Raw genomic sequence first — 21,527 nt, 5'->3', positions numbered from 1 at the left:
TTAGTGTCTCTTTCGGGGATGGTGGAAACCCCTCGCCTTCAGGCGAAGAAGAGTTTATATTGTCGCCATGCGACTTTATAAACTCGGAGCCCATACAAAAACGGACCTGAAGGTTCATGTAATTTGGATCCCAAAATACCGCAAAAAGGTGTTAACGGGTCCAGTGGCGATTCGAACACGGGATGTCCTTCGACAGATTGCCATGGAACATGAGATAGAAATTATCTCGGGCAAAGTTGCGAGTGACCATATCCACATGTTTCTGGCGTACCGTCCCACGCAGAACACCATTTGAAAAAGCAATTCTGGGGTCGCCATCTTTGGGCTCGCGGATATCTTGCTGTAAGCTCCGGCAACATCACAGATGAAATGATTCAACAATATATCGAAGAGCAAGAGGGGGAGCCCGTGGTTGACGATAGTCGATTTCAAATCGACCCCACTTAAACCCCTCGTCTTACAGACGAGGGTAGTTTAGTGGTTGGCGACGAGTATAGCCGGGTTGTAACAGGTTACCTGGTGTTCAAAATCGTAGTATTGATTAGAGGGCAACCAGTACATTATTTTCCGTGAAAGGCGGTTGAAGTCATAGCTTTGTTTTCGAAATGGCAAATTCGCAGGCTGGCCATGGTCCTGTTGTTTTTTGCCATGGGCTGTGCCGGCAGGGTAGGGACGCTCAGAGAAGCAGAAGTCTCGCCTGCCGCAATCCTTGCTAGACTTCAGCAACGACATCTTGAACTGGCAGGATTTCGAGCCGCAGGTACCTTGCAATTGATAGCCCCTTCACAGCGCATGTCCGGCAAGGTTTTCCTTGCCGCCCGCATGCCGAATTTGCTGAGGCTTGAACTGCTCAGCAGCATGGGACAACCTGTGCTCTATTTTGTCAGCGACGGCCAGCACTATACAGTCTGGTCGCCTGGAAAATCTCAGGCATATACCGGGACGAGTTCGGACGACAGCCTGTTCGAACTGTTCGAGCTGCCTGTGAAGGATCATGAGGCCTTGCTGCTGCTTGCAGGAAGGCTTGCCACCAGGGACTTTGCCGCCACCAAGATAATGAGAGACGCTCGGAGTGGAGATCTCTTGCTCACATTATTCAATTCGGCTGCAGGTGTTACCAAACTGGTGTGGCTGGACGCGAGCGGAACCAGGGCCAAGAGTGTCGAGGTCTTGGGGAGGAATGGCAGGCAATTGCAGGTGCGTTTCGACAATTTCAAATGGACAGACGGTTTTTTTCATCCCATGGAACTTACTCTTGAGGCAAGCAAGGTGAGGTTTACCCTCAGATATCAAAAGTTTCTTGCCACAGGACCGGCAGACGATGAGGCTTTTCGTTTGAAACTGCCTCCAGACGTCAAAATTTTGCCCAGATGACACTTTTTCTCTGTTGGCTGCTGGCCCCGGACTAGTGCTGCAGATAGTCCCCCGGAGGAAGGCGGGAAATATAAAGCAACGACTTGCAGTAGAACATACCTTGTTGACTGCCTCTGCTGGTGAGAAGGTGGCATGAAACGCTTTATGGCAGACCGCATGCTGGGCAAACTGGCAAAATGGTTGCGCGTGCTCGGCTATGATGTAATATATCTGCGAAAGGGCACGGCTGAGGAGATAAAAAGAGGGCTGCGCCAGGGAAGGGTACTTCTTACCAGAGATAGACGTGCCCAGCCGTGGCGCCGTGAGGGTAGAATCGTCATTGTAAGTAGCAATGACCCACAAGAACAATTGATTGAAGTGTTTCGGAATCTCGAACTTCAGTTCAGCAGCTCAGCGCTTTTTAGTCGTTGTCTCCTTTGCAACCGGGTTCTCAGGGCTGTAGACAAGAACGATATAGCGGCGGAAGTGCCGGAATATGTCTGGCACACTCACAGCCGGTTTTTCCGCTGTCCGCAATGCAACAGAGTGTTTTGGCCTGGAAGCCACTCCGTGAGAATGAGAAGACAACTTGAACAAGTCCTGGGCAGTCTTAATAATGCAGTTTCGTAGAAGGGAGGGGTCATGTCTATAGGAGGTTCACTTTGGCGTTGGCTCAGTGTGCTCGGAGGAACACTTTATCGTTACCTCTGTGTCTGCTGCTACTGGTTGTTGAAACACACTGACACTGTGACTGTTCGATTCAAGCGTCGCCTTATCAGGGCAAAGCAGGGCAAGACTCTGGCTGCCCTGGGCAGGGAAATATACAGGCTGCATCAACAAGGCCGAACCGATTGGCCTGAAGATAGTCAGATAAAAACACTTCTTGAAAGGGCGGACGCTAATTCTCAGAAAGCAGCAAAGCTGGAAGCGCGCTTCCAGGCTGCAGATGATCATTATCGACAAAGGGTTGAAAAACTCAAGAAAGGGAAGACTCAAGAGGCTGCCGAAACAGCGGAGGCCGAGGAGGCCCAGGAGAAGCAGCAGCAGAACGATCAATCTAGGCAGTAAAGTGTCCTAGACGCTGCCACATTCAGCAGGATCGCCCTGGATTTTGTCTATAGCGTGTGATAGGGCGGGCAAAACAACCTGCAGATTTTCTCTAGCCGCCCGCTCGCTTCCCGGCAGATTTATGATGAGGGTTTGACCGCGTACGCCAGCCACAGCTCTGGAGAGCATGGCGTGCCGTGTTTTCACCAGGCTGGCGCTCCTCATGGCCTCGGCAATGCCGGGAACAAGCCTGTCCACCGCTGCCGTTGTCGCTTCCGGAGTGACATCTCTAGGACTCAAGCCGGTGCCGCCGGTGGTAACCACCAGATCAACGGAATATTCATCGGCAAGCTGCCGAAGACGGAGGGCAATAAGATCCTGTTCGTCAGGCAGAATTTCGTAATGCGCCACATTGTAGCCCTCACTGCGAAGCATGTCGCGCAGGAGCGGTCCGCTGCGGTCCTGCCGCTCACCCGTCGAACAGCGATCACTTATTGTAAGCAGGGCTGCCTTTCTCATGACATTCTTCGTCTTTCTCTACTGTGAAACAGGGAATCCCTGGCGGTCGGCACAGGGCTCGTAGAATCCATGGGTGTCAAAGGGTGTCAATGCCAGAGGGAATCCTCCTGGCATCAGATCTGCTATGATTCAGCCATGCCTCTTCTGACTGAGTATGCGGTGTGCACTCTGGGCCAGCACATTAGGTATACCTTTGCTTTTGGCCAGCCGCTTGAGATCTGCGACCATTAGGGTGCTCAGGAGTCTGACCGCTATGGGGAGTGGAGTTTTCGGGTTGTTGACCAGGCCCAAACGGACGCGATAGTTCTTCATCCACTGGCGGTTGGTACAGATCTTCCGCAGCACCTCTTCACTGGCTGTTCTGGTATTGGCAATAGTTACTATCTCGGTTTCAGTAATCCGCGGGTTCTCGAGAACAGCTTCCTGCACCTTCTTGTCTGAGTCCTTGATGAGGAGAGAACGCGCCTCCTTGTCGCCAGACATGGCTAGATTGAGCCTTTCAGGCACTGACATTTCTTTTATTTTCTGGAAAACAGTCTTGCCGGTCTTTGCTTCCTGCTGTGTCTCGAGGTTGCTCAGATGCTGCCGGGCACTTTCAATTATGGAGCTGTCCAGGCCGCCGCTTGCCACCACTCTCTTCAGATCAACAGTGTGCAGGGTTCCCACGACTCTTTGTGCTATTGAGACTGGTGTCCTGGGGTTGCGGACAAGAGCGACTCTCACCTGGTAATTCTTCATCCACTGTTGATTTTCAGAGATTGTCGTGAGCACCGCCGCCGTTGCTGCCGGATTGCTGGCGATGCTCAAAATTTCCATTTCAGTAATTTCTGGATTTTCCAACAGGGCCTTGAGCACAGCCTCCTCATGGTCTTTGAGCAGAGCAGTGCGCTTTGTCCTGTCGGCACTTGTTGCTTGCCGGACTTTCACTTCCAGTGAGTCATTTCGTTCGCCGCCCTGCCAGGTCTCCTGGGAAGGTCTTCGCTGGGCATCCGTTTTTTCCTCGGATCCTGCCATCGTTATATCCCCCTGGCGTAGCAGAAAAGTGTATTCTCCTACTCTTCTTTTTGCTTGCGAGCATCTGCGATGACCTGCTCTTGCAGGTGTGCCGGCACTTCCTCGTAATGGGAAAACTTCATGGTGAACATGCCTCTGCCGCCCGTCATTGACCTCAGATCAGGTGCATAGCGCAACATTTCAGCCATGGGAACATGAGCCTTGACAATCTGGTTTTTCCCCTTGGAGTCCATGCCGAGCACCTTGCCTCTTCTGGCATTGAGATCGCCCATCACATCGCCCATACAATCATCCGGCACCGTGACTTCGACTTCCATGATTGGCTCCAGGAGAACGGGCTGGGCGTCTGTAATACCTTTCTTGAAACACATGGAGGCGGCTATTTTGAATGCCATTTCCGAGGAATCCACCTCATGGGATTTGCCATCGTAGAAGCGTATCTTGAAGTCTACCACCGGATATCCAGCCAGTACCCCGGCAGTCATAGCTTCACTGATTCCTTTCTCAACAGCTGGCACAAAGCTTCGCGGCACATTCATGCCCACCAGTGCTTCTTCGAACTCGAAGCCTTTGCCTCGCTCCAGCGGTGAAATGTCAAAGTGCACCTCGGCAAATTGCCCCCGGCCGCCAGTCTGCTTCTTGTGGCGATAGATGACGCCGGTAACAGGCTTCTTGATCGTTTCAAGGTAGGGGACTTTTGGAGGCGACAGCTTCACTTCCACGCCAAATTTGCGCTTGAGTTTCTCCATGGAAGCTTCAATATGAATCTCTCCCATGCCCGAAAGGATAGTCTCTCGAGTCTGGTCTTCTCTGTGCACTTTCAGGGTGGGATCTTCCTCCATGAGTCTTGCCAGAGAACTGAAAATCTTGTCCTCATCGCCCTTGCTCTTGGGCTGCACTGCCATAGAGACGATTGGCTCTATGGCCCTGGGCGGAGGATACACTATGGGCTTCTTTTCATCGCATAAGGAATCACCTGTAAGTGTTTCCTTGAGTTTTGCCACCGAGACTATTTGTCCAGGGAGTGCCTTTTCAATAGCCTTCTGGTTTTTTCCCTGCATGAGAAAAAGGGAGCCATAACGTTCTTTCACCTGTTTGCTGGAGTTGAGCACCGTACTGTCGGGGTGCATTGTGCCGGAGAATATCCTGATGATGCTCAATCTGCCCGCGTATGGATCGCTGACTGTCTTGATAACCTGGCCGCTGAAGGGCTCTGTGGGATCGGGTTTTCGTGACTCTTCACTGTCATCTTTTGGATTGCGTCCTTTTACTTCGCCGCGGTCTACAGGGTTCGGTAGACAACCTACGATGAGATCCAACAGCAGCCTGGAGCCCATGTTTTTGGCCGCTGATCCACAGGCAATAGGAATAATAGTGCTGGAAAGGCAACCTTGCCGCAGGCCATTCAGCAATTCTTTGCTAGATAGAGTTTCACCCTCCAGGTAACGCTCCAGCAGCTCATCGTCGGATTCTGCTATGCGGTCGATCAATTCCTCTCGCTGAGATTCGAAAAGGTCGGCAAGCTCTGTGGGGATGTCCACCTGGCTGATTTTGCCGCTGGCATCCTCGGCAAATTTGTAGGCCTTGCCTGCAAGCAGATCAACTACTCCGCTGAATGATTCTGCAGAGCCTATGGGCAACTGCACGGGAGTGGCATGACTGCCGAAGATCTCTTTGATCTCGGCAACTACCTTTTGAAAGTCGGCGCGATCCCGATCCATCTTGTTGATAAATACCACCCGGGGAAGTTCGAGTTCGTCCGTGAATTCCCAGACTTTCTCTGTTTGTACTTTGACGCCGTCGATTGCATCGATCACTACCAGGGCTCCATCAGCACCATGGAGGCAGGTGTAGGTGTCGGCGAGAAAATTGAAATCGCCGGGGGTATCAATCAAAGTCACATCCTTCTTTTGCCAGGCAAATGTGCAGAAGGCAGAGCTGATGGTGATCTGCCGAGATATTTCTTCTGGTTCGAAGTCAAGAAAAGAGGTGCCGTCATCAACTTTGCCCAGCCTCTTGCTGGCACCAGCGGTGTAAACCAGGGCCTCTGCCAGAGTGGTTTTCCCTGCGCCACCGTGGGCGATAATACCTACAGTTCTCAAATTTTCTACACCTTTACTCATGGAAGTTCCCTCTTTTTTCAGCGTGCTTTCAGACAGCAGCGGCGGCTTGTGGACCTGAAGGACATGGCTCAGAAACCACTGTTTTCATCTCTCGCATGTCCAAGGAAATGTAACACGTGAACTTACCTCAGCGGAGAAATTAAAGTCAAGAAAAAGTTTACTGGACTTTTCAATTGATTATCATGAGAGTACTGTGCTAATAAACAGAATTTCAACAAGTTATATGGGAACAAGCAATGCGGCGTGCGGTTGAGGACTTTCTGGACTATCTGCGACTCGAGAAGAGCTGTTCACCTCACACTTTGAGGAACTACTCCAGCGACCTGAACCAGTTTGTCAACTTTATAAAGGCGAGGGGTGCTTCTTCAAAAGGCGGGGTACGGAAATATACGTTGCAGGACATCAGCCATCTTGACATCAGGACCTATCTGGCAGCCTTGCACCGAGACAATGCCCGAAGTTCTGCTGCCAGGAAACTTTCAACGCTGCGGTCTTTTTTCTCATATTTGTCCAAAAAAGGAGTGCTGCAAACCAATCCAGCGGCCCTGGTGTCGTCACCCAGAGTAGGAAGGAAGATTCCACCTTTTCTTCAAGTTGACGAAACATTTCAGCTCCTCAATGCTCCTGATGCACACACTACTCTTGGCTGCCGTGATGTGGCTATATTGGAGCTGCTGTACTCGTCAGGTTTACGGGCAAGCGAATTGACCTCGCTGAATCTTGACAGTGTAGATTTCGACCTGGGCATCGTCAAGGTTATGGGAAAGGGCGGCAAGGAGCGTATCGTTCCGGTGGGCAGCAAAGCCCTGGAAGCCCTGCAGCGCTACCTTGAAAAGCGGCACGAATTATGTGTCGCTGGTGAGGAGCAGCTGGCACTATTCCTGAACTATCGAGGCGGTCGGTTGACTGCTAGAAGCGTTGCCAGGATGCTCAAGAAATACCTGATTGAGGGGAGGTTGGCCAGAGCCGTGAGTCCGCACGGGCTGCGCCACAGTTTCGCCACCCATCTACTCGATGCGGGGGCAGACCTGCGGGCTGTGCAAGAAATGTTGGGACACGCCAGTCTGTCCACCACTCAACGTTATACTCACTTGAGTGTAGACAAGCTGATGGCAGTTTACGACAAGGCTCATCCTCGCAGCGGCAAACCCTCTGCTGGGGTCGACGTTGAGCAGAACAAAGAAAAATAGCAGGCTGCCATTCATTAGAAGAGGCCTTATCGAATGGTGAATACAGGGGGCAGAAAAGGCATGCGCATAACAGGTACTACTATCCTGGTGGTTCGTCACAAGGGGCAGACCGTGGTGGCCGGTGACGGTCAGGTGAGCCTGGGCGATATGGTCATGAAACATCGGGCCAAGAAAGTCAGGCGCCTCTATCACGGCAAGGTCATTGCCGGTTTTGCCGGCACTACTGCTGATGCACTTACCCTGTTCGAGCGGCTGGAGAACAAGCTGGAGCAATATAACGGCAACTTGCGCAGAGCTGCAGTGGAATTGGCCAAAGACTGGCGCACCGACAGAACGCTGCGTAGGCTGGAAGCTCTTCTCGCTGCGGTCGACTCGCAGAACTGTTTAATAATCTCCGGCACAGGGGATGTAATTGAGCCTGACGACGGCTTGCTTGCCATCGGCTCCGGAGGGGGCTATGCTTTGGCAGCAGCCAGGGCGCTTGCCGGGCAGACGGACATGGATGCCCGTGCCATTGCCATGGCTGCCATGAAGATAGCCGCTTCACTGTGCATTTACACCAATGAGGAGTTTGTTTTGGAGGAGCTTGCGGAGAAAAGATGAGAAATCTCACCCCCCCTGAGATAGTTCGAGAGCTGGACAAGTATATCATCGGCCAACGAGACGCCAAGAGATCCGTGGCCATTGCCCTGCGCAATCGCTGGCGGCGGCAGCAGGTGCCGGAACATTTGCGCGACGAGATCGCTCCCAAGAACATCATTATGATTGGTCCCACCGGAGTTGGCAAGACAGAAATTGCTAGACGGCTGGCCAAACTTGCGGAATCGCCATTTCTCAAGATCGAGGCCTCCAAGTTTACCGAGGTTGGCTACGTGGGGCGGGACGTGGAGTCAATGCTCAGGGATCTGACGGAACTGGCAGTGAATATGGTGAAGGCTGAGGAACAGCAGGCCGTGATCGCCAAGGCTGAGGAGATTGCCGAGGAGAAAGTTCTCGATATCTTGCTGCCATCAAGAAGCAGGGACGAAGAGCTTGCCACAGAGTCCGGTACAACAGAGGCTCTCCAAACGCAGGATCAGAGGTCCACCAGAGAGAAGCTGCGCACCATGCTGCGACAGGGACGGCTCAACGATCGCTATGTTGATCTGGAAGTAACCGACCGCTCCTATCCAGTAGTGGAAATCTTCTCCGGGGCAGGGCTGGAGGAGATGGATGTGAATTTGCGGGAGATCATGAACAGCATGCTGCCGCGGCGGACCAAACGACGCAAGGTCAAGGTGCCGGAGGCCCTGGAAATTTTGACCCAGGAGGAATCGCAGCGTCTCATCGATATGGACAAAGTAGTGAAAATGGCTATCGAAAGAGTGGAACACTCGGGCATTATCTTTCTGGATGAAATTGATAAGATTACCTCTCGAGAAGCCACGCACGGGCCTGATGTGTCACGGGAAGGCGTCCAGCGAGACCTGCTGCCCATTGTGGAAGGGTGTACAGTCAACACCAAATACGGCATGGTTCGCACGGATCACATCCTGTTTATCGCCTCAGGTGCTTTTCACACCAGCAAGCCTTCGGATCTGATCCCGGAATTTCAGGGTCGTTTTCCTATTCGGGTGGAGCTCGATCCTTTGAGCAAGGAAGATTTTGTCCTCATTCTCAAAGAACCCGAGAATGCCCTTACCACTCAATATGAAGCCCTTATGGCTACTGAAGGAATAGAACTGGTCTTCGAAGATGAAGCAATTGAAGAAGTGGCAGAGATAGCCTATGAAGTGAACAGCCGCACCGAAAACATTGGTGCTCGCAGGCTGCACACGGTAATGGAGAAGCTTCTCGACGAGGTCTCTTTCAATGCCACAGATTTGAAGGGACAACGCATTGTCATTAGCAGAGAATACGTGCGGCAAAGACTCAGTGACATCGTCAAGGACGAGGATCTGAGCCGCTATATTCTGTAGGGCTGGACAAGTTGTTGCCTCTGTTTTTCTGAAAATGGGGCCGCCAGCGAAGTTGGAATCTAAATAAGAGAAAGGGGTAGCCGTCAGGCAAGAGTGAAACATGGACGTGCAGATAGAAAAGGCAAGCGTACTCATAGAAGCTCTGCCGTACATCAGGGAATTCTATCAAAAAAACGTGGTAGTCAAATACGGTGGCAGCGCCATGGTGCAGGACCAGCTCAAACGTTGCTTTGCCCAGGACATTGTGCTGCTGAAGTACATTGGCATCAATCCAATTGTGGTCCACGGCGGCGGGCCCCAGATCGGCAAGACTCTGGAACGGCTCGGCAAGAAGTCTGAATTTCGCCAGGGCATGCGAATTACTGATTCAGAGACCATGGATGTGGTGGAAATGGTGCTGGTGGGCAAGGTGAACAAGGAAATAGTTGCCCTTATCAACCAGCAGGGGGGGCAGGCAGTGGGCTTGAGCGGCAAGGACGGTCGACTGATCAAGGCAAGCAAGCTGCATCTGTACAGCAATCACAAGAACGACAAGCCGCCTGAACTCATTGATCTCGGCATGGTTGGCCAGGTTGACCACGTGCAGCCCGAGATCATTCAGACCCTCGAGGCGAGCCGCTTTATACCCATAATTGCCCCGGTTGGCGTTGATGAGCATGGCCAGACTTACAATATCAATGCCGACCTGGTGGCGGGAAAAGTGGCAACGGCCCTGCAGGCCTGCAAGCTGATCCTGCTCACAGATGTGCCAGGAGTGCTCGATGCCAGCGGCGAGTTGATTTCCAGCATGAGCGTGGCCGAGGCCAGCGAACTGTTAGAAAAGGGAGTTCTCGGCGGCGGCATGATCCCAAAGGTCAAATGCGCTGTGGAGGCCGTAAAGGGAGGGGTTGCCAAGGCACACATCATTGACGGCAGAATTGAACACGCCCTGCTGCTGGAGATCTTCATGGATCGAGGTGTGGGCACTGAAATTACCGGAGAGGTTGAAGAGGGCTTTCGCAAAAACGGTTGAAGTAAAACCTTTGTCCGATGGAGAGTGTTGCATGGATAGTAGAGAACTTCTGGAGAGGTCGAGAGCGCATATATGCGACACCTATAGCCGCTATAACCTTGCCATCAGTCGAGGCAGAGGCTGCCTTCTCTATGACATGGAAGGCAGGGAGTATGTCGATTTTATTGCCGGCATCGCAGTGTGCAATCTTGGACACTGTCCTCCTGGACTGGCAGATGTGCTGTACAATCAGGCTCAGCAACTTGTGCACGTATCCAACCTCTTTTATACGCAGCCGCAAGTAGAGCTGGCCGAAGCCCTCACCAGGGTGAGCTTTGCGGACAAAGTCTTTTTCTGCAACAGCGGCGCTGAGGCAATCGAGGCTGCCATCAAGCTGGCCCGCAAGTATTCTCGCGACCACTTTGGTAAAGACCGTTACACCATTATCGCCATGGAAGGTTCCTTCCACGGCCGTACCATGGCTGCTATTTCCGCTACTGGTCAGGAAAAGATCCACAAAGGCTTCGAGCCTCTGCTGCCAGGCTTCCGCCATGTGCAGTTCAATGATCTCAGTGCAGCAGCCGCAGCCATCGATGAAACAGTTTGTGCAATCCTGGTGGAGCCGATACAGGGGGAAGGTGGCGTGCGCTTGCCTTCTGCAGGCTACCTCGCCGGCCTCAGACAGCTCTGTAAGGAAAACGATCTTCTGCTGATTTATGATGAGATACAGGTGGGTATGGGGCGGACTGGTATGCTATTTTGCTACCAGCATGAGCAGGTGGCGCCCGACATCATGACACTGGCAAAAGCTCTGGCCAATGGTCTTCCCATCGGGGCAATGCTTGCTGTCGGGGAGGTTGCCAACTCTTTTACTCGTGGCAGTCATGCCTCCACCTTTGGCGGCACACCGCTGGTGTGTGCAGTGGCCTGCCAGGTACTGGCAAGGGTGAACCAGGAGGAGCTGCTTTCTTCTGTGCAGGAGCAGGGAGGGTACTTTCTGGAACAGCTCCAGCAACTGCAGCAACGCTACGCTTTTATCAAGGATGTGCGTGGGCGAGGTCTCATTGTCGGCCTCGAACTCGATATCCCCGGGCAGACAATTGTGCAAAGGTGTCAGGAGAGGGGTTTTCTCATAAACTGCACGGCGGACAGAGTGCTTCGCTTTGTGCCGCCGCTGCTCATCACCTCCACAGATATTGACAGACTAGTGGAAGCACTGGACGAGGTGTTCTCGCTGGCAGGATGAGGTTGCCTCGGCATTGAGTGGGGAGCGCAATGGCATGAAAAGAGATCTTCTCACCATACTTGATCTCAGCAGTGAAGAGATAGACGGCCTGCTGCGGCAGGCTGCTCTTCTCAAGAAAGCCTGGCAGCAGGGCGAGCTCGACAGGACGCTCGCCGGCAGGACCCTGGCCCTGCTGTTCGATAAACCCTCCACCAGAACCAGGGTTTCTTTCGAGGTGGCCATGTACCAGCTTGGGGGCCAGGTGCTGGTGTTGACTTCTCGCGAGACCCAGCTTTCTCGTCAGGAAACACTTGCTGATACGGCCCGGGTGTTGTCGCGTTACATTGATGTGCTGGCGGTGCGGACATTTTCCGATGCTGCCCTGCAGGAGCTCGCCCATCATGCGACCATCCCGGTCATAAATGCCTTGACTGATCTGTACCACCCCTGTCAGGTGTTGAGTGATCTACTGACGATTCAAGAGAAAAAGGGAGATTATCGTGAGCTGCGCATTGCCTGGGTTGGGGACGGCAACAACGTGGCGCACTCATGGATCAATGCTGCGGCGCGTATTCCATTCCAGCTGGTTATGGCCTGTCCGCCAGGATATGAGCCGCGCAGGGAAATAAAGGAGAAGGCTGAGAAGACAGCGCCGTATCCTATAGAGATGGTGGCAGATCCAGTGGAAGCGGTCGCAGCTGCTGATGTAGTCAATACAGATGTCTGGATCAGCATGGGACAGGAAGAAGAGCGCGACAGACGTCTGGCTGTTTTTCGTGACTACCAGATAAACAAAAGTTTGCTGGCGCATGCGAAGGCGGACGTTATAGTGATGCACTGTCTTCCAGCTCACAGGGGGGAAGAGATCACAGACGCTGTTATGGATGGACCGCACTCGGTAGTATGGGATCAGGCCGAGAATCGTCTTCATTTCCAGAGAGCTCTTCTGGAGTGGCTGTTGCGAGGATAGTACTGTATCCGCAAGCGGCTTGAACAGGTGGACCGCCTCGGCAAAAGAACGGACGCAGGAGGAAGAGATTGTCTGAAGAAGTAAAAAAGATTGTGCTGGCGTATTCAGGAGGTCTCGATACTTCCATAATCCTCAGATGGTTGATAGAGACTTACGGTTGTGAGGTTATTGCCTTTGCCGCCGATCTCGGGCAGGGAGAAGAACTGGAAGAAGTCAGGGAGAAAGCCCTGGCCACCGGGGCGAGCAAGGTGGTTATCAAGGATCTCAAAGAGGAATTCGTCCGGGACTTTGTCTTCCCCGCCTTCAGGGCAAATGCCATTTATGAGAGCCACTACCTGCTGGGCACCTCTCTGGCCAGGCCGCTGATCGCCAAAGAGCAGGTGGAAATTGCTGCCGGCGAGGGAGCGGATGCCGTAAGTCATGGCGCCACAGGCAAGGGCAACGACCAGGTGCGCTTTGAGCTGACCTATGCCGCGCTCAACCCGAGGTTGAAATGCATTGCACCCTGGCGGCAGTGGGACCTGAGGTCTCGAAGGGAGCTGCTGCAATTTGCCGAGTCGCACGGCATACCTGTGCCTGCGACTCTAGAGAAGCCTTACAGCGTGGATCGCAATCTCCTGCATATTTCCTTCGAGGGAGGCATCCTGGAGGACCCATGGCGTGAACCCGATCCTGAGATGTTTGTGCTCACTGTGGCGCCCGAGAAGGCACCCGACAAACCCGCCTATGTGGAGATCGACTTTGAGAGGGGCGATCCAGTGGCTGTGGACGGCGAACGATTAACTGGCGCCGCTCTTCTCAGTCGTTTGAATACCCTGGGGGGAAGACATGGCATTGGCCGAGTAGATCTGGTTGAGAACCGCTTTGTAGGAATGAAGAGCAGGGGAGTCTATGAAACTCCGGGCGGAACCATCTTGCGGGTGGCTCATCAGGCGGTAGAATCCATTACTATGGATCGCGAGGTCATGCATCTTCGCGATAGTCTCATACCACAGTACGCCAGGCTGGTGTACAATGGCTTCTGGTTTTCACCTGAAATGCGGCTGCTGCAGCAGACCATGGATGCCGCCCAGGCAAATGTCTGGGGCAGGGCGCGAGTCAAGCTTTACAAGGGGTCCTGTCAGGTGGTGGGCAGAAGGTCTGCCAGATCTCTCTACCAACCACAGTATGCCACTTTTGAAGAGGATGATGTCTACGATCAATCTCTGGCAGACGGCTTTATTAAACTGCAGGGCCTGCGGTTGCGGCTGCAGCGATTGATCGACTCATGATGGCTGCACAGTGATTGGCCAGGCGTCCCGGGGACGAGGCTGCTGCTCGATGGCTAACAGGAAGGGGTAAAGCGAGGAAGTCCAGAATTTGCAGGAGCAGGAAGGTGACGAAATTGTGGAAGGGCCGACTGCGGGAGCCTATCAACCAAATTGTCGAGCATTTCACCTCATCTATTCATTTTGATAGGCGGTTGTACAGCTATGACATCCAGGGCAGTCTGGCGCACTGTAAAATGTTGGCCCGACAGGGGTTGCTGACCGAAGAGGAGGCAGACGCCCTTATCGAAGGGTTGGCTGAGATCAGCAGGGAGATTGAGCATGGCACCTTCGTGCTGGACGAGTCGCACGAAGATGTGCACATGGCTGTTGAGCAGCGCCTCATCGAAAAAGTAGGTGAAATAGGGGGAAAGCTTCACAGCGGCCGCAGTCGCAACGACCAGATAGCACTGGATGTCCGACTTTTTCTCAGAGAGGAAATAGAACATACAAATCATGATCTGCGAGATTTGCAGTGGAGTCTGATCGCGCTTGCCAAAGAACATCTGGGCGTTGTCATGCCGGGATTTACTCATCTGCAGCATGCGCAGCCCGTCCTCTTTTCCCACCATCTGCTGGCCTACTACGAAATGTTTCGGCGTGATCGACAGCGTCTGCTTTCGTGTCTAGAGCGAGTCAATGTTTCACCTCTGGGTAGTGCTGCTCTTGCGGGTACATCTCTGCCCATAGACAGAGAGATGACTGCTGAACTCCTGGGTTTTCCAGAGATTAGTCGCAATAGCATCGATGCGGTGAGCGATCGGGATTTCATCATTGAGTATGTCTCGGCAGCAGCACTGATCATGATGCACCTGAGCAGACTCTCCGAAGAACTCATTTTGTGGAGCTCCACAGAGTTTGGCTACCTGGAGATTGGCGACGCCTTCTGTACAGGCTCCAGTATTATGCCGCAGAAGAAAAATCCTGACGTACCTGAACTGATTCGCGGCAAGAGCGGCCGGGTGTTTGGCAACCTGATTTCCCTGCTGACCATGATGAAAGGACTGCCGCTGGCCTATAATCGCGATTTACAGGAAGACAAAGAGCCGCTTTTTGACACTGTGGATACGGTGAGGCAATGTCTACAGGTTATGGCGAGAATTCTGGAGAATGTGAAGGTCAATTCTGTACGATTGCAGGAGATGGCCTCGAGGGGGTTCACTCTGGCCACCGATGTGGCAGAGTATCTGGTCAAGCGAGGCATGCCCTTCCGAATAGCCCATCGAAAAGTGGGTGAGATCGTGCAGTACTGCCTCGAGCAGCAGAAAAATCTCGAGGACCTCAGTCGTGAAGAATGGACCTCCTTCAGTAAAGTGTTCGAAGAAGATCTTCTGGCTGCTCTGAATGCCAAACGTTCAGCAGACAGCCGTCATATACCAGGAGGAACAGCTCAGGCTGAGGTGGAGCGAGCCATCCTGCAGGCAGAGAAGGAGCTGCAGATGTGAAAAAGATGGGCAAACAGATAAAACTTTCGCTGATTGTGGTGTTGCTGCTCATGTTTGTCACTCCTGGCTGCGGCAGGAAAGGCCCGCCCAGGCCGCCGAAAAATGATGCACGCTTGGCTGCACCCTGTCATCACTGCGGTGAAAAGACTGGTTTGCGACTGGCAGCTGCTTCAGGCTGGGCAGCATGCCCTGGAATCGCACAGTGATAGAGCCTGGTCCACAGGAATGAAGATCTGCCAACTTGTCAGCTACTGAAAGAGACAGCGGCCTCTGCTATAGTTGAAAATGCAGTTCAACAATGCTCATAGAGTAGCAGTCTTGTGGATTTGACTTGGGAGGAGAGGCTTTTTCCATAAAAATCTATCGCCTTGATCAACTGCCAAACCTGGGCCTTGAAGGTCGCCGTCTGATCTGGCTGCCGTCCCTGACAGTCCACGCCGGACGTGGTAGGCGGCTATGCCCAGCCAGACTAGAAAAGATCATTTCCTGCAGCAGTAGTGACTGCCAGGGCAATACCGCAGTGGCCAAGCATGTGAAAAGTTTTCAATTTGCCTAGGTGAACCAATGCATCATTTTCATTACCGCAACGACCGCCTGTTTTGCGAGAATGTTTCTCTGGAGGCCATTGCTGCAGAGGTGGGTACGCCATTTTACTGTTACAGCCACGCAACTCTCAGCCGTCACTTTGTTGCCTTTGACGATGCCTTTGCAGACGTGGATCACCTCACCTGTTTTTCCGTGAAGTCCTGTTCGAATATTGCTGTACTGCGGCTCTTTGCCTCTCTTGGGGCTGGCATGGATATTGTCTCCGGCGGCGAACTTTACCGTGCCCTGCAGGCAGGTGTGGCGCCTGAAAAGATTGTCTTCTCCGGCGTAGGCAAGACTGAAGAGGAGATTACTTTTGCCCTGGAGCAGGGTATTCTTATGTTCAACGTTGAATCAGCCCAGGAAATGGCGGCGGTCAATTCCTGTGCTCGACGTCTCGGCTGCCGGGCTCCGGTGGCAATTCGGGTGAATCCCGACGTTGATCCCAGGACCCATCCTTACATTGCTACAGGATTGAAACAGAACAAGTTCGGCATCGACTTCGATTCTGCTGAAGCGCAGTATCTCGAGGCCAAGTCTCTGTCTCACGTAGAGATAGTCGGGGTAGATTGTCATATTGGTTCGCAAGTGACAGAGATTTCACCTTTTGTTGATGCTCTTGGCAGACTGAGAGATCTGGTGGAGAGACTCGCACGCTTCGGTATTCATATTCGCTATCTGGATCTGGGTGGTGGACTGGGCATCACCTACGCGGATGAAGAGCCTCCTCACCCCAGAGAATACGCTCGGGCCCTGGGACAGGGGTTGCTGGGCCTTGATTGTCGGTTGATTTTTGAACCTGGCCGCGTTATCGTGGGAAACGCCGGGGTGCTGGTAACCAGGGTTCTCTATACGAAGCAGACCTCTGTCAAACGCTTTGTTATTGTTGATGCTGGCATGAATGATCTCGTGCGTCCCAGCTTGTATGACTCATACCACCAGATCCAACCTGTAAGCAAAAAGCAGCGGCCTCGAGTGAGAGTGGACGTGGTGGGACCAATCTGCGAGACGGGAGATTTTCTGGCGAAGGACAGGGAGCTCGTGGAGCCAGAACCTGGAGATCTCCTGGCAGTGATGAGTGCTGGTGCCTATGGCTTTGTCATGGCCTCCAACTACAATTCACGGCCGCGGCCGCCCGAGGTCATGGTCAAAGATGATGAGTTTGCTACCATTCGCTGCCGTGAAACAGTGGCTGATCTCGTAAGAGGTGAAACTTTACCCGAATTCCTTGGCTAGCTATGACAATGATCACAGATATCATCTTTTACAAAATGAGCGGCAGCGGCAATGATTTTGTTCTCATTGACAATCGAAGCGGCAAGATAGCGGCTGACAAGGCTTCGGAGCTTGCGCGCAGCATTTGCCGGCGCAAGCTCTCGGTTGGGGCGGACGGCCTTATTCTCATCGAGAATGACGAGGAGGTTGATTTCCGCTGGCAGTTTTACAATGCTGACGGCAGCAGTGCGGAAATGTGCGGCAACGGCGGTCGCTGTGCAGCGCGGCTGGCATATATGCTTGGCATCAGTGGTCGAGTACTGTCGTTCAGGACTGCGGCCGGTATCATTCGAGCCGAGGTGCTGGAACAGAGGGTTAAACTGCAGATCACCCAGCCTCGAGAGCTGGTTCTCGATGAATCCCTGGAGCTGAAACAGGGCACCGTGACAGTCCACAGGGTAAACACCGGGGTGCCCCACGCAGTCTTGCTTGTTGACAGCCAGGATGCTCTGGAAAGAATAGATGTGGAGGAGATGGGAAGGGAGATTCGCTATCATCAGCGCTCCATGCCTGCAGGCACCAATGTGAACTTCATTGCCCTGGGCAATGACGGAAGTGTGAGGATTCGCACCTATGAGCGGGGCGTAGAAGGAGAGACCCTTGCCTGCGGTACAGGCGCTGCCGCTGCTGCCCTGGTGGCTGCTGCCAAAGGATTGAGCCAACCTCCCACAGACATCCACGTTCGCAGCGGTGAGGTTCTAACTATTCATTTCGAAGCCGCTGCAGATCTACCAGAAACCGTGTATCTGGAAGGGGAAGCCGCCCTTGTCTATGAGGGACGACTTGCAATAGAATCTCTGCAGCACCTTCAACTAATGTCGTAATTCTTCCTGGGTGAAATGCGGCTCTGAGTTTTCAAAATAGGTGTGCCATCATTTCTCCCCAGGTTTCCTGCAACCCTCAAACGCGTCTCAAGGAGGTCACCATGTTCAAGGGAGTGATGACTGCTATCGTGACGCCATTTAAAAATGGTGCAGTGGACGAGGAAGGCTTGCGCCAGCTGATAGAGTTCCAGTTGGAAAACGGTGTGCATGGCATCGTGCCCTGTGGCACGACCGGAGAATCTGCCACTCTATCACACGAAGAACACGAGCGGGTAATAGAAATTACAGTGGAACAGGTAAAGGGCAGGGCAGCAGTGATTGCTGGCACCGGCTCCAACAATACTGCCGAGGCAATCAGGCTTACCGCACACGCAAAGCAAGTGGGGGCTGACGGCGTCTTGATGATCGCCCCTTATTACAACAAGCCGACGCAAGAGGGACTCTACCAGCACTACAGGAAGGTGGCTGAGGAGGTGGACATTCCCATCGTCATCTACAACATTCCCGGCAGAACGGCTGTTAACATCGAGCCCGAGACCTTTGCCCGTTTGGCAGAAATTGAAAACATAGTCGGTGTCAAAGAGGCAAGCGGCTCAATGAAACAAATCACTGAGATTATCAGGCTTTGCGGTGACAGTCTCAATGTGGTTTCCGGGGAGGACTACCTCACCTATCCACTCATGGCGGTAGGAGGCAAGGGCGTTATCTGTGTGGTGTCCAACCTGGTGCCGGCAGAAATGGCTGAACTGTGCAACCTGCTGCTGGCCGGCGACTTTGATAAGGGTCGGGAGCTGTACTACAGGCTGCTGCCCCTGTGTCATGCCATGTTCCTGGAAACCAATCCGGCTCCGGTAAAGGTCGCCCTGGAGATGATGGGCAAGATTTCCTCTGGAGAAGTCAGACTGCCCCTGGCGGGTATGACGCAGGCTAATCGAGACAAGCTGCGCCAAATGTTGTCATCGTATGGTCTTGTCTGACAACAGGGGCCTGGAAGGCATGGATGGCAAAAGAAGCTGCAACTCGGGAGACTGGCAGCAATGGCGCCAGGCACGATTTGAGGTGATCCTCGAAACTATCTGGTCAAAGGTGGCTCTTTGAGTTGCATTTTCATTGTATGGCGTTTGCCATGCAGTTGCTTGCTCCTCTATGGTGCCTGGACTGCCAGTCCATGGAGATTGGGGGTGAGACTAATGGTAAAAGCAGTAGTGGCCGGTGCGGCAGGACGGATGGGGGGAAGAATTATCCATACGATCCAGGAATCAGAGGCCATTTCTCTGGCAGCTGCCTTCGAGAAGGCCGACCACCCGAGTGTGGGCAAGGACGTTGGAGAATTGCTGGGCCTGGGTTCGCTGGGAATCAAGGTCGCTGGAGATCTCCAATCTGTCATTGACAGCGGGGATGTGGTTATTGATTTTACTTTCCATGAAGCTTCAGTGCTGCACCTGCGGCAGGCAGCTGCCGCGGGAAAGCCAATGGTCATCGGCACCACCGGCTTCGACACTGAAGAAATTGAAGCAATACGGTCCCTGGCCCGGGAAATACCGTGCGTTCTGGCGCCAAATATGAGCATGGGGGTGAACCTGATTTTCAAACTGGTGGCCGACATTGCCCGCATACTTGGGGACGGCTTTGACATTGAGATCATCGAGGCTCATCACCACCATAAGAAAGATGCACCCAGTGGCACTGCCATGAAGATTGCCCAGATAATTGCCAGCACCCTGGGAAGAGATCTGGACAAAGTGGGGGTTTTCGAGAGGCGGGGGCTCATAGGGGAGCGGCGTCCTGAAGAAATTGGCATTCAGACAATCAGGGGTGGAGACATAGTTGGTGAGCACACTATCATTTTTGCTGGCGTGGGTGAACGCATCGAATTGACTCACCGGGCTCATAGCAGGGACAACTTTGCTCGTGGAGCAGTGAAGGCTGCTCAGTGGGTGGTTGCTCAGGAACCCGGGTTATACGATATGCAGCATGTGCTCGGACTCAAGTAGACATAAGGTTGCCTGAGCTGCAACATTGGCGTGGCACGGCAGAAGGGCTTGGTCAATAGAGCCTGGGCTCGGTAGGATGCAGGAACACAGGGCTTACATCGGGTTTGGTTCCAATCTTGGCGATCGGTTGCATAATTGCCGGCTGGCCATAGAGACCCTCAGCAATGCCTCTGGCGTAACTTTGGTAAAGACCTCGTCATTCTATCAAACAAGCCCCGTTGGCATGTTGGCTCAGCCCACTTTTGTGAACGGCGTTGCCCTGTTGGGCTTGCAGAAAGATGCCCACTGGTTGCTGCATCGAATGCTCGCCATTGAAAAGGATATGGGACGAGTTCGGCAAGACAGGTGGGGGCCTCGTATTATAGACCTAGATCTACTGTTTTTCGATGAGCTCGTCATCGATACAGCAGAACTTACGGTTCCCCATCCCCGTCTTCACCAGCGCCGATTTGTACTGCTGCCTCTCAAAGAGATTGCCCCGCAGCTTCGTCATCCACTGCTCAATCACACTGTGACTGAGCTGCTCGAGAACCTGGACGCACCGGAGCAGCGGGTTGAGCTCATGGATATACGATGATACGACTTGCGGCAATCATCTTGTTGGTCGTGATTGTCTACCGACTCTTCAAGAGCATGGGCAGATTCTCGGGAGGTGAACAAGCCGCATCTCAAACTACTGCAGAGATGGTCAGAGATCCCGAGTGCGGCACCTACCTGCTCCCGGCCCAGGCTGTATCACTGCATCTTGCTGGTAAGGAATATTTTTTTTGCAGTGAAGAATGCAAACAGAAATTCATAAAAGAACAAGCTGGTAAAACAGGGAAGCAAGGAAAGCACCACAGCCAGTGAGCCGCTGCAATTGTGAACCGACAGGCGAAATTCTCGTTGCAGAGGACTCATTTCCCTGGAGAGTGCCACGGGTCGGCGCTCTTTCGTTAACTGGAGGAATGGTCTTTGCAATAATCAATGTCAACAGGGAGTAGCACTAGTCCAGAGATCTCAGGAATCAGACTGACAGGTGATTCGCAAGATATCTGGCCAGGGGAGGGAACAGATGAAATTTTTCCTTGATACTGCCAATCTCGAAGAAATAAAGGAGGCGGGCGAGCTTGGTTTGATTGATGGCGTCACAACGAATCCTTCACTGGTTGCTAAAGAAGGCTGCCGCGGACGGCAGGAGTTCAAGAAACTTATTTACCAGATATGTGAAATCGTCAATGGTCCTGTGAGCGCTGAGGCTGTCAGCAGCGAGGTGGACAGCCTGGTGCGAGAAGCGAGGGAGCTTGCCGCCATCCACGAACATGTGGTTGTCAAGATCCCCATGTCTGACTATGGACTCAAGGCCACGCGTCTGTTGAGCGCTGAAGGGATCAATACAAATGTCACTCTGATCTTCTCACCGTTGCAGGCTCTGTTGGCTGCCAAGGCCGGCGCTACGTACGTGAGCCCTTTTGTGGGAAGGCTTGACGACATTTCCCATGTGGGGATGGAACTGGTAGGACAGATTCTGGAGATCTACCAGAATTACGTCTTTGAAACCGAGGTGATCGTGGCCAGCATCAGAAACCCTCTGCATGTATTGGAAGCAGCCAGGATGGGGGCGGACGTGGCCACCATTCCCTTCAAGGTCATATCGCAATTGCTGAAACACCCGCTGACCGATGTTGGAGTTAAGAAGTTCCTGGCTGACTGGGAGCGGGTAGATTC

Annotated in this window: 22 protein-coding genes and 1 pseudogene; 20 read left to right on the top strand and 3 right to left on the bottom strand. The window is 53.1% G+C overall.

The window, feature by feature from the left end; translation table 11 throughout:
• Nucleotides 1-67 precede the first annotated feature (67 nt).
• The 4 genes and pseudogenes from tnpA to JRI89_11795 all read left to right on the top strand — a co-directional run bounded on the left by tnpA (nucleotide 68) and on the right by JRI89_11795 (nucleotide 2,421).
• A pseudogene (gene tnpA / locus JRI89_11810) lies at nucleotides 68-447 on the top strand (IS200/IS605 family transposase).
• Between the two features lie 180 nt (nucleotides 448-627).
• Nucleotides 628-1,374: a hypothetical protein gene (locus tag JRI89_11805; GenBank protein MBW2071924.1), complete on the top strand. Its 747-nt coding sequence runs from the start codon at nucleotides 628-630 to the stop codon at nucleotides 1,372-1,374.
• Nucleotides 1,375-1,506: 132 nt separating this feature from the next.
• Complete coding sequence (locus JRI89_11800; protein ID MBW2071923.1) at nucleotides 1,507-1,983, top strand: Mut7-C RNAse domain-containing protein; 477 nt, start codon at nucleotides 1,507-1,509, stop codon at nucleotides 1,981-1,983.
• A 12-nt stretch (nucleotides 1,984-1,995) separates the two neighbouring features.
• Entirely contained in the window at nucleotides 1,996-2,421 is a 426-nt protein-coding gene (locus JRI89_11795; protein ID MBW2071922.1) for a hypothetical protein, read from the top strand.
• 6 nt (nucleotides 2,422-2,427) lie between these two features.
• Here the strand turns inward: JRI89_11795 and JRI89_11790 are convergent, their stop codons facing one another.
• The 3 genes from JRI89_11790 to fusA all read right to left on the bottom strand — a co-directional run bounded on the left by JRI89_11790 (nucleotide 2,428) and on the right by fusA (nucleotide 6,056).
• Entirely contained in the window at nucleotides 2,428-2,919 is a 492-nt protein-coding gene (locus tag JRI89_11790) for a MogA/MoaB family molybdenum cofactor biosynthesis protein (protein MBW2071921.1), read from the bottom strand.
• 129 nt (nucleotides 2,920-3,048) lie between these two features.
• Nucleotides 3,049-3,933 carry a hypothetical protein gene (locus tag JRI89_11785; GenBank protein ID MBW2071920.1) on the bottom strand — a complete coding sequence of 295 codons (885 nt, stop codon included), beginning with the start codon at nucleotides 3,931-3,933 and terminating at the stop codon, nucleotides 3,049-3,051.
• A 38-nt stretch (nucleotides 3,934-3,971) separates the two neighbouring features.
• On the bottom strand, nucleotides 3,972-6,056 hold the full coding sequence (fusA, locus tag JRI89_11780) for an elongation factor G (protein ID MBW2071919.1): 2,085 nt from the start codon (nucleotides 6,054-6,056) through the stop codon (nucleotides 3,972-3,974).
• A 236-nt stretch (nucleotides 6,057-6,292) separates the two neighbouring features.
• Between fusA and xerC the strand changes: the two genes are divergently transcribed.
• The 16 genes from xerC to fsa form a co-directional block, all read left to right on the top strand.
• Nucleotides 6,293-7,246, top strand: coding sequence for a tyrosine recombinase XerC (gene xerC, locus JRI89_11775; GenBank protein MBW2071918.1), 954 nt, complete (start codon nucleotides 6,293-6,295; stop codon nucleotides 7,244-7,246).
• A 60-nt stretch (nucleotides 7,247-7,306) separates the two neighbouring features.
• On the top strand, nucleotides 7,307-7,849 hold the full coding sequence (gene hslV, locus JRI89_11770) for an ATP-dependent protease subunit HslV (protein ID MBW2071917.1): 543 nt from the start codon (nucleotides 7,307-7,309) through the stop codon (nucleotides 7,847-7,849).
• Nucleotides 7,846-9,204: an ATP-dependent protease ATPase subunit HslU gene (hslU, locus tag JRI89_11765; protein MBW2071916.1), complete on the top strand. Its 1,359-nt coding sequence runs from the start codon at nucleotides 7,846-7,848 to the stop codon at nucleotides 9,202-9,204. The genes hslV and hslU overlap by 4 nt, the downstream gene beginning before the upstream one ends.
• 100 nt (nucleotides 9,205-9,304) lie before the next feature.
• Nucleotides 9,305-10,216, top strand: a complete 912-nt coding sequence (gene argB / locus JRI89_11760; protein ID MBW2071915.1) for an acetylglutamate kinase — start codon at nucleotides 9,305-9,307, stop codon at nucleotides 10,214-10,216.
• Between the two features lie 31 nt (nucleotides 10,217-10,247).
• Nucleotides 10,248-11,441: an aspartate aminotransferase family protein gene (locus JRI89_11755; protein MBW2071914.1), complete on the top strand. Its 1,194-nt coding sequence runs from the start codon at nucleotides 10,248-10,250 to the stop codon at nucleotides 11,439-11,441.
• A 34-nt stretch (nucleotides 11,442-11,475) separates the two neighbouring features.
• Entirely contained in the window at nucleotides 11,476-12,390 is a 915-nt protein-coding gene (gene argF, locus JRI89_11750; protein MBW2071913.1) for an ornithine carbamoyltransferase, read from the top strand.
• A gap of 68 nt (nucleotides 12,391-12,458) precedes the next feature.
• A complete protein-coding gene (locus JRI89_11745) occupies nucleotides 12,459-13,661 on the top strand; it encodes an argininosuccinate synthase (protein MBW2071912.1) in 1,203 nt (400 codons plus the stop codon).
• Nucleotides 13,662-13,765: 104 nt separating this feature from the next.
• Nucleotides 13,766-15,142, top strand: a complete 1,377-nt coding sequence (gene argH / locus JRI89_11740) for an argininosuccinate lyase (protein ID MBW2071911.1) — start codon at nucleotides 13,766-13,768, stop codon at nucleotides 15,140-15,142.
• Nucleotides 15,139-15,348, top strand: coding sequence for a hypothetical protein (locus JRI89_11735; protein MBW2071910.1), 210 nt, complete (start codon nucleotides 15,139-15,141; stop codon nucleotides 15,346-15,348). Before argH ends, JRI89_11735 begins: the two co-directional genes overlap by 4 nt.
• A gap of 358 nt (nucleotides 15,349-15,706) precedes the next feature.
• Nucleotides 15,707-16,963, top strand: coding sequence for a diaminopimelate decarboxylase (lysA, locus tag JRI89_11730; GenBank protein MBW2071909.1), 1,257 nt, complete (start codon nucleotides 15,707-15,709; stop codon nucleotides 16,961-16,963).
• Between the two features lie 2 nt (nucleotides 16,964-16,965).
• On the top strand, nucleotides 16,966-17,826 hold the full coding sequence (locus JRI89_11725; GenBank protein MBW2071908.1) for a diaminopimelate epimerase: 861 nt from the start codon (nucleotides 16,966-16,968) through the stop codon (nucleotides 17,824-17,826).
• A 101-nt stretch (nucleotides 17,827-17,927) separates the two neighbouring features.
• Nucleotides 17,928-18,803 (top strand): 4-hydroxy-tetrahydrodipicolinate synthase, encoded by an 876-nt coding sequence (locus JRI89_11720; GenBank protein ID MBW2071907.1) that lies wholly within the window; start codon nucleotides 17,928-17,930, stop codon nucleotides 18,801-18,803.
• A gap of 213 nt (nucleotides 18,804-19,016) precedes the next feature.
• Nucleotides 19,017-19,820, top strand: coding sequence for a 4-hydroxy-tetrahydrodipicolinate reductase (dapB, locus tag JRI89_11715; GenBank protein ID MBW2071906.1), 804 nt, complete (start codon nucleotides 19,017-19,019; stop codon nucleotides 19,818-19,820).
• A gap of 76 nt (nucleotides 19,821-19,896) precedes the next feature.
• Nucleotides 19,897-20,397 (top strand): 2-amino-4-hydroxy-6-hydroxymethyldihydropteridine diphosphokinase, encoded by a 501-nt coding sequence (folK, locus tag JRI89_11710; GenBank protein ID MBW2071905.1) that lies wholly within the window; start codon nucleotides 19,897-19,899, stop codon nucleotides 20,395-20,397.
• Complete coding sequence (locus tag JRI89_11705; protein MBW2071904.1) at nucleotides 20,394-20,669, top strand: YHS domain-containing protein; 276 nt, start codon at nucleotides 20,394-20,396, stop codon at nucleotides 20,667-20,669. Before folK ends, JRI89_11705 begins: the two co-directional genes overlap by 4 nt.
• A gap of 205 nt (nucleotides 20,670-20,874) precedes the next feature.
• The coding region (fsa, locus tag JRI89_11700; GenBank protein ID MBW2071903.1) for a fructose-6-phosphate aldolase at nucleotides 20,875-21,527 on the top strand (653 nt) is incomplete at its 3' end.

Source organism: Deltaproteobacteria bacterium (genome assembly GCA_019309045.1).
In the GTDB taxonomy this organism is placed as follows: Bacteria; Desulfobacterota; Syntrophobacteria; order BM002; family BM002; genus JAFDGZ01.
The sequence above is the reverse complement of the archived record's forward strand: the minus strand, read 5'-3'. Positions and strand labels throughout refer to the sequence as shown.

What these genes read in the sequence shown, in the direction of transcription:
- xerC (MBW2071918.1), top strand. Translation starts at nt 6,293, where the DNA reads ATGCGGCGTGCGGTTGAGGACTTTCTGGACTATCTGCGACTCGAGAAG.
- argF (MBW2071913.1), top strand. Translation starts at nt 11,476, where the DNA reads ATGAAAAGAGATCTTCTCACCATACTTGATCTCAGCAGTGAAGAGATA.
- hslU (MBW2071916.1), top strand. Translation starts at nt 7,846, where the DNA reads ATGAGAAATCTCACCCCCCCTGAGATAGTTCGAGAGCTGGACAAGTAT.
- JRI89_11805 (MBW2071924.1), top strand. Translation starts at nt 628, where the DNA reads ATGGTCCTGTTGTTTTTTGCCATGGGCTGTGCCGGCAGGGTAGGGACG.
- dapB (MBW2071906.1), top strand. Translation starts at nt 19,017, where the DNA reads ATGGTAAAAGCAGTAGTGGCCGGTGCGGCAGGACGGATGGGGGGAAGA.
- folK (MBW2071905.1), top strand. Translation starts at nt 19,897, where the DNA reads ATGCAGGAACACAGGGCTTACATCGGGTTTGGTTCCAATCTTGGCGAT.
- JRI89_11795 (MBW2071922.1), top strand. Translation starts at nt 1,996, where the DNA reads ATGTCTATAGGAGGTTCACTTTGGCGTTGGCTCAGTGTGCTCGGAGGA.
- JRI89_11785 (MBW2071920.1), bottom strand. Translation starts at nt 3,933, where the DNA reads ATGGCAGGATCCGAGGAAAAAACGGATGCCCAGCGAAGACCTTCCCAG.
- hslV (MBW2071917.1), top strand. Translation starts at nt 7,307, where the DNA reads ATGCGCATAACAGGTACTACTATCCTGGTGGTTCGTCACAAGGGGCAG.
- fusA (MBW2071919.1), bottom strand. Translation starts at nt 6,056, where the DNA reads ATGAGTAAAGGTGTAGAAAATTTGAGAACTGTAGGTATTATCGCCCAC.
- JRI89_11725 (MBW2071908.1), top strand. Translation starts at nt 16,966, where the DNA reads ATGACAATGATCACAGATATCATCTTTTACAAAATGAGCGGCAGCGGC.
- JRI89_11800 (MBW2071923.1), top strand. Translation starts at nt 1,507, where the DNA reads ATGAAACGCTTTATGGCAGACCGCATGCTGGGCAAACTGGCAAAATGG.
- JRI89_11790 (MBW2071921.1), bottom strand. Translation starts at nt 2,919, where the DNA reads ATGAGAAAGGCAGCCCTGCTTACAATAAGTGATCGCTGTTCGACGGGT.
- JRI89_11720 (MBW2071907.1), top strand. Translation starts at nt 17,928, where the DNA reads ATGTTCAAGGGAGTGATGACTGCTATCGTGACGCCATTTAAAAATGGT.
- argB (MBW2071915.1), top strand. Translation starts at nt 9,305, where the DNA reads ATGGACGTGCAGATAGAAAAGGCAAGCGTACTCATAGAAGCTCTGCCG.
- lysA (MBW2071909.1), top strand. Translation starts at nt 15,707, where the DNA reads ATGCATCATTTTCATTACCGCAACGACCGCCTGTTTTGCGAGAATGTT.
- JRI89_11705 (MBW2071904.1), top strand. Translation starts at nt 20,394, where the DNA reads ATGATACGACTTGCGGCAATCATCTTGTTGGTCGTGATTGTCTACCGA.
- JRI89_11755 (MBW2071914.1), top strand. Translation starts at nt 10,248, where the DNA reads ATGGATAGTAGAGAACTTCTGGAGAGGTCGAGAGCGCATATATGCGAC.